The 4,716-nt window shown below is 73.0% G+C and carries 6 protein-coding genes and 2 pseudogenes; 6 read left to right on the forward strand and 2 right to left on the reverse strand.

Annotated features, from left to right (window positions below; translation table 11 throughout):
- Positions 1 to 59 precede the first annotated feature (59 nt).
- Entirely contained in the window at positions 60 to 761 is a 702-nt protein-coding gene (locus tag ABZ281_RS38435; protein WP_356662655.1) for a response regulator transcription factor, read from the reverse strand.
- 339 nt (positions 762 to 1,100) lie between these two features.
- Between ABZ281_RS38435 and ABZ281_RS38440 the strand changes: the two are divergent.
- The 4 genes and pseudogenes from ABZ281_RS38440 to ABZ281_RS38455 all read left to right on the forward strand — a co-directional run.
- Positions 1,101 to 1,358, forward strand: a pseudogene (locus ABZ281_RS38440) (hypothetical protein); the annotation flags it as partial.
- A gap of 149 nt (positions 1,359 to 1,507) precedes the next feature.
- On the forward strand, positions 1,508 to 1,918 hold the full coding sequence (locus ABZ281_RS38445) for a universal stress protein (protein WP_356662656.1): 411 nt from the start codon (positions 1,508 to 1,510) through the stop codon (positions 1,916 to 1,918).
- Entirely contained in the window at positions 1,891 to 2,619 is a 729-nt protein-coding gene (locus ABZ281_RS38450; protein ID WP_356662657.1) for a CBS domain-containing protein, read from the forward strand. The genes ABZ281_RS38445 and ABZ281_RS38450 overlap by 28 nt, the downstream gene beginning before the upstream one ends.
- 16 nt (positions 2,620 to 2,635) lie before the next feature.
- Positions 2,636 to 3,133 (forward strand): flavodoxin domain-containing protein, encoded by a 498-nt coding sequence (locus ABZ281_RS38455; RefSeq protein ID WP_356662658.1) that lies wholly within the window; start codon positions 2,636 to 2,638, stop codon positions 3,131 to 3,133.
- Between the two features lie 5 nt (positions 3,134 to 3,138).
- On the opposite strand, the gene ABZ281_RS38460 is transcribed toward ABZ281_RS38455, so the two are convergent.
- Entirely contained in the window at positions 3,139 to 3,522 is a 384-nt protein-coding gene (locus ABZ281_RS38460) for an STAS domain-containing protein (RefSeq protein WP_356662659.1), read from the reverse strand.
- 158 nt (positions 3,523 to 3,680) lie between these two features.
- Here ABZ281_RS38460 and ABZ281_RS38465 point away from each other — a divergent pair.
- Together ABZ281_RS38465 and ABZ281_RS38470 are read left to right on the forward strand one after the other, a co-directional pair.
- Positions 3,681 to 4,390 (forward strand): annotated as a pseudogene (locus tag ABZ281_RS38465) (alcohol dehydrogenase catalytic domain-containing protein).
- 22 nt (positions 4,391 to 4,412) lie between these two features.
- A partial coding sequence (locus ABZ281_RS38470) for a helix-turn-helix domain-containing protein (RefSeq protein WP_356662660.1) occupies positions 4,413 to 4,716 on the forward strand: 304 nt, incomplete at its 3' end.

Below are 4,716 nucleotides of genomic sequence, written 5' to 3' on the forward strand. Positions count from 1 at the left end.
GAGTGGCGTGTGCCGGTGCGGCCCGCGCCAGACTGAGCACCGCTTTCCCGGCGCCCGGCTCAGCGCTCCGGGCGCGCGCCCGGCTCGGGCTGCTCCAGTTGGGACGCGAGGACCGCGGCCTGGACGCGGCGCTGGACGCCGAGCTTGGCGAGCAGCCGGGAGATGTGGTTCTTGACGGTCTTCTCGGACAGGTAGAGCTTCTTGCCGATCTCGCGGTTGGTCAGACCGTCCCCGATCAGGACGAGGATCTCCCGCTCGCGCCGGGACAGACTCGCCAGCTCGGGGGCGACAGCCGGTTCCTCGGACGGGTCGGCGCGCAGCGAGCGCATCAGCCGGGCCGTGGTCTCCGGGTCGAGCATGGACCTCCCGGAGGCGACCGTGCGTACCGCCGAGACCAGGTCGGAGCCCTTGATCTGCTTGAGGACATAGCCGGAGGCCCCGGCCATGATCGCGTCGAGGAGGGCCTCTTCGTCGTCGAACGAGGTCAGCATCAGACAAGCCAGCTCGGGCACGCGGCTGCGCAGTTCGCGGCAGACGCTGATGCCGTCGCCGTCGGGCAGGCGCACGTCGAGCACCGCCACATCGGGGCGCAGGGCCGGGACCCGGGCCAGAGCGTGTTCGACGTTCTCGGCGTCCCCGACCACCGCGATGTCGGGTTCGGCGTCCAGCAGATCGGACAGCCCACGGCGCACGACCTCGTGGTCGTCGAGCAGGAAGACCCGGATCGGGTGCTCCTCGGTGAAGCTGCGTGGCTCGGTCATCAGGACCCCTCGTTTCCCGGAGTGCCGGAATCCCGGACTGCGGATCCGCCCGTGCTCACGATCATCACGGGCCGAGGTCGGATGCACCAGGGCCGACCGGCCCCAGTCGTAGCGATGGCGCACCCCCGCACCGCCGTATGAACCGGCAGTCCCCGGGCCGCTCCGGACTCCCGCGGCAGGGCCGGTCGGTCCCTGGACGGGACCTGTGGCATCTCCACCGCGGGGCCTTGTCGGGACGAGGATCGAACCATCAGAGCCGCACCGGAGGCGGAGGGAGGGGGAGTCATGGACCAGCCGATCACCGTGGGGGTGGGCGGCTCCGAGGCGAGTCTGCGGGCCATGGGCTGGGCGCTCGGCGTGGTGTACCGGTCTAGGCCGTACGAGCCTGGCACCGGCCGGGAGCCGCCGCCGGCCCAACTGCTCACCGGCGTCCTCGCGGGCACCGAGGCCAAGCAGGCCCGGACCCGCATTCCCGGGCTGGAGGTCACCATCGAGGTCGTGCCCGAGGGGCCGGTCCCCGTACTCCGGGGTGCGGCGCGCAAGGCCGCCGTGCTCCTCCTGGGCTCGCGCGACCGGGTGAGTGCCGCCGAGTTGCTGCCCGGTTCGGTCGGCCTCGCGGTCGCCGGGCGGACGGACGGTCCGGTGATCGTGGTACGCGGCGACCCCGACGACCCGTCCGGGTCCCGGATGCGGGATCGCCCCCCATCGTCGTCGGGGACACCGCCGAACCGGCGGACTCGGAGGCGGTGCGGTTCGCCTTCCGGGAGACGGCCCGGCACGGCGTACCGGTCGAGGCCGTACGAGCCTGGCACCGGCCCGCGCACGGGACCACCGACCGCCCCCGGTTCACCGGCGAACCCGCGCGGGTGCACCGGAAGCGGGCCGTCGAGGCCCTGGAGACCGGGCCGCGCGCACCGGTCGCCGCACACCCGGACGTCGAGGTGCGCCGGCGGATCGTCGAAGGACGGGCCCGGACCGTGCTGCTCGACACCTTGGCCGGTGCGGCCCTGCTCGTGGTCGGCGCCAGGCACCTCCACGGACGCCTCGGCCTCCACATCGGCCGCGTCACGCACACCGTGCTGCACCAGGCCCTGTGCCCCGTCGCGGTCGCTCCCGAGCAGGAGGCATCATGCAACATGACAAGGTCGGCTCCCTGATGACCATGGACGTGGTGCGAGCCCTGTACGGCACGCCGGTCGACGAGGCCGCCCGACTGCTCGCGGGCGACCGGATCGGCGGACTGCCCGTGGTGGACGAGGACGACAGGGTCATCGGCGTCCTCTCCGCAACCGACCTGGCGGCCCCTCGGGCCGCGCCCCCGGACCCCGGCCGCTCACGCCGCTTCCTTGGGCTCCCCGCATCGTCGTCCGCCGCCCGCAGACGCACCCGGGAGACAGCCCGCACGGCGGGTCGGCTGATGAGCGCGCCGCCGGTCACCGTGCACGCCGAGGACACCATCGTCGAGGCCGCACGGACCATGGCCCGGCGGGGCGTGAACAGGCTGCCCGTGCTCGACGAGGAGGACCGGCTGGTCGGCATCGTCACCCAGCGGGACCTGCTCCGGGTCTTCCTGCGGCCCGACGCGGACATCCGTGACGAGGTGATCGACGAGGTGCTGGTGCGCGTGCTGTGGCTGATGCCGCGCAGCATCCACGTCGCCGTCACGGACGGTGTGGTCACGCTCGCCGGACGGCTGGAACGCCGGAGCGAAACCGAGATCGCCGTCGCCATGACCGGGCAGATCGACGGCGTGGTCGCGGTCGTCGGCGAGCTCACCTGGCGCCTGGACGACACGCGTCTGCGATCGGACGAGCAGGCGCGGCACGATGTGGCCGACGACCGGCTGCGCAAACTGTGAGAGGAGGCGGACCGACATGCCGACGAACGTGCTCGTCGCCTACGGAACGACGAACGGATCGACCGCCGAGATCGCCGAGACCATCGCCGGGGTCCTGCGCAAAGAGGGGCTGCCGGCTGAGGCCCTCCCGGCCGGCGCCGTGCCGGACGTGGCGGCGTACGACGCCGTCGTGGTCGGGGGCGGCCTGTACGCCGGCCACTGGCACAAGGACGCCCGCCGCTTCGTCCGGCGCCATGGCACGGCCCTGGCGGAGCGCCCGCTGTGGTTCTTCAGCAGCGGCCCGCTCGACCCCTCGGCCTCGGAGCGGGACATCCCGCCCGTGCCCGGAGTGAAGAAGGCCATGGACCGGCTCGACGCCACGGAGCACGTCACCTTCGGCGGCTGCCTTAGGGAAGGTGCGAAGGGCTGGGTCGCCCGGATGATCCTCCGCAACGACAAGGGCGGGGACTTCCGTGACTTCGCGCGGATCGAGGCATGGGCGGCGAAGATCGGCCACGAGCTCACTCCGGTGTGAAGCGATCAGAGCACCGCACTGTCGACGGTGTCCGTCGCGGGTGGGCCGGCAACCCCCACCGGCATGCAGGGAAGCAGCTCGAAGACCCCCGCCATACCGGTGTGCCGCAGCACACGCCGCAGAGAGGTGCTGCCCGTGACCAGACGCAGTCGGCCGTGCCGCGCCCGAACGCGGTTCCGCACCCGGCACAGGACCCCGAGCCCCGAGCAGTCGATGAACGACACCGGGCGCAGATCCAGGACCAGGTCGGGACTGGGACCGGCGGTCAGCATGTCGAGGCGGGCCCTGAGGGCCGGCGCCGCGAGCAGGTCGAGCTCGCCGCGCAGGGTCACGACGTGGGTCGTCCCCGCCTGGAGCGGCTGCGCGGACCTGCCGGGGATGTCGGACATGGTCCGAGCAAAGCCTGTCGGCGCGGCGCGCGATAGGGCCGATCGGCCCTTGTGAGAGGGAACGGCGCGGTACCCCAAGCGCGGTGCACCGATCCGCGCCAAGCTGGAACTGCGGTGCACACCGGGCACACCGCCCGTGGCAGGAAGCTGGTGACTCCATGAAGGCCTACGTGTTCCACGGCCCGGGACGGTCCGCCAGGGAGGACGTCCCGGACCCCGGTGTCAAGGAGGCGGCCGACGCCCTCGTCCGCGCAGACGCCGTCACCCTCTGCGGAACGGACCTGCACATCCTCAAGGGTGACGTCCCCGAGGTGCGCCCGGGCACGGTGCTGGGGCACGAGGCGGTCGGCGAGGTCGGCGGTGACGTGCGCACCGTGCGCACCGTGCGGCCGTGCGGCCGGGTGCTGGTCTCCTGCATCACCGCCTGTGGCCGCTACCGCCCCTGCCGTGCGGGCATGTACGGCCAGTGCCGGGGCGGCGGAGGCTGGATCCCGGGCCACCTGGTCGACGGCACCCAGGCCGAGTATGTCCGCGCGCCCCACGCGGATCTCGCGGCGCACCCGCTGCCCAGCGCCCTGGACGGCAAGGACGCCGAGCTGCTGGCCGACATCTTCCCGGCCTCCTGCGAGGTCGGCGTGCTCAACGGGCACGTACGGCCGGGAGACACCAACCGTCGCCGGCGCCGCCACCCTGCTCGGGATGGCGGCCGCAGGCCGTCTGCACGCCGGGCGACCGGTGACGCACACCTTCCCGCCGGTCCAGATGGAGGAGGCGTACGACGTCTTCCCGGGCCGCCGACACCGGGGCGCTCAAGGTCGTCCTGGGCGAGGAGCCGCACGAGGACGTCGTCCGCTACCGGGCGGCCTGACGAAGGAGAGAGGTGACGGGTCATGTCCGAACGGGCCTCGTCGCATGCCGTCGAAGGACACCCGAAGGGTGACCTCGGGCGGCGGATCACCCAGCGGCGCACGGAACTCGGCCTGAGCCGGCAGGAGGCGGCCACACGGGCGGGCATGGCGCCCACCTACCTCCAGTACCTGGAGGAGCGGCCGGCCGCCGACCCCGGCGCGGGCACCCTCCTGCGGCTGGCGGGAGCGCTGAAGACCACGGTGTGGCACTTGACCGGTGGCCCGAACCTGATCACAAACGTCGCCACGACCGACGCCACCGTCCCGGACAGCGTGATGGCCGGCC

Source organism: Streptomyces sp. NPDC006265, assembly GCF_040613555.1.
Taxonomy (GTDB): domain Bacteria; phylum Actinomycetota; class Actinomycetes; order Streptomycetales; family Streptomycetaceae; genus Streptomyces.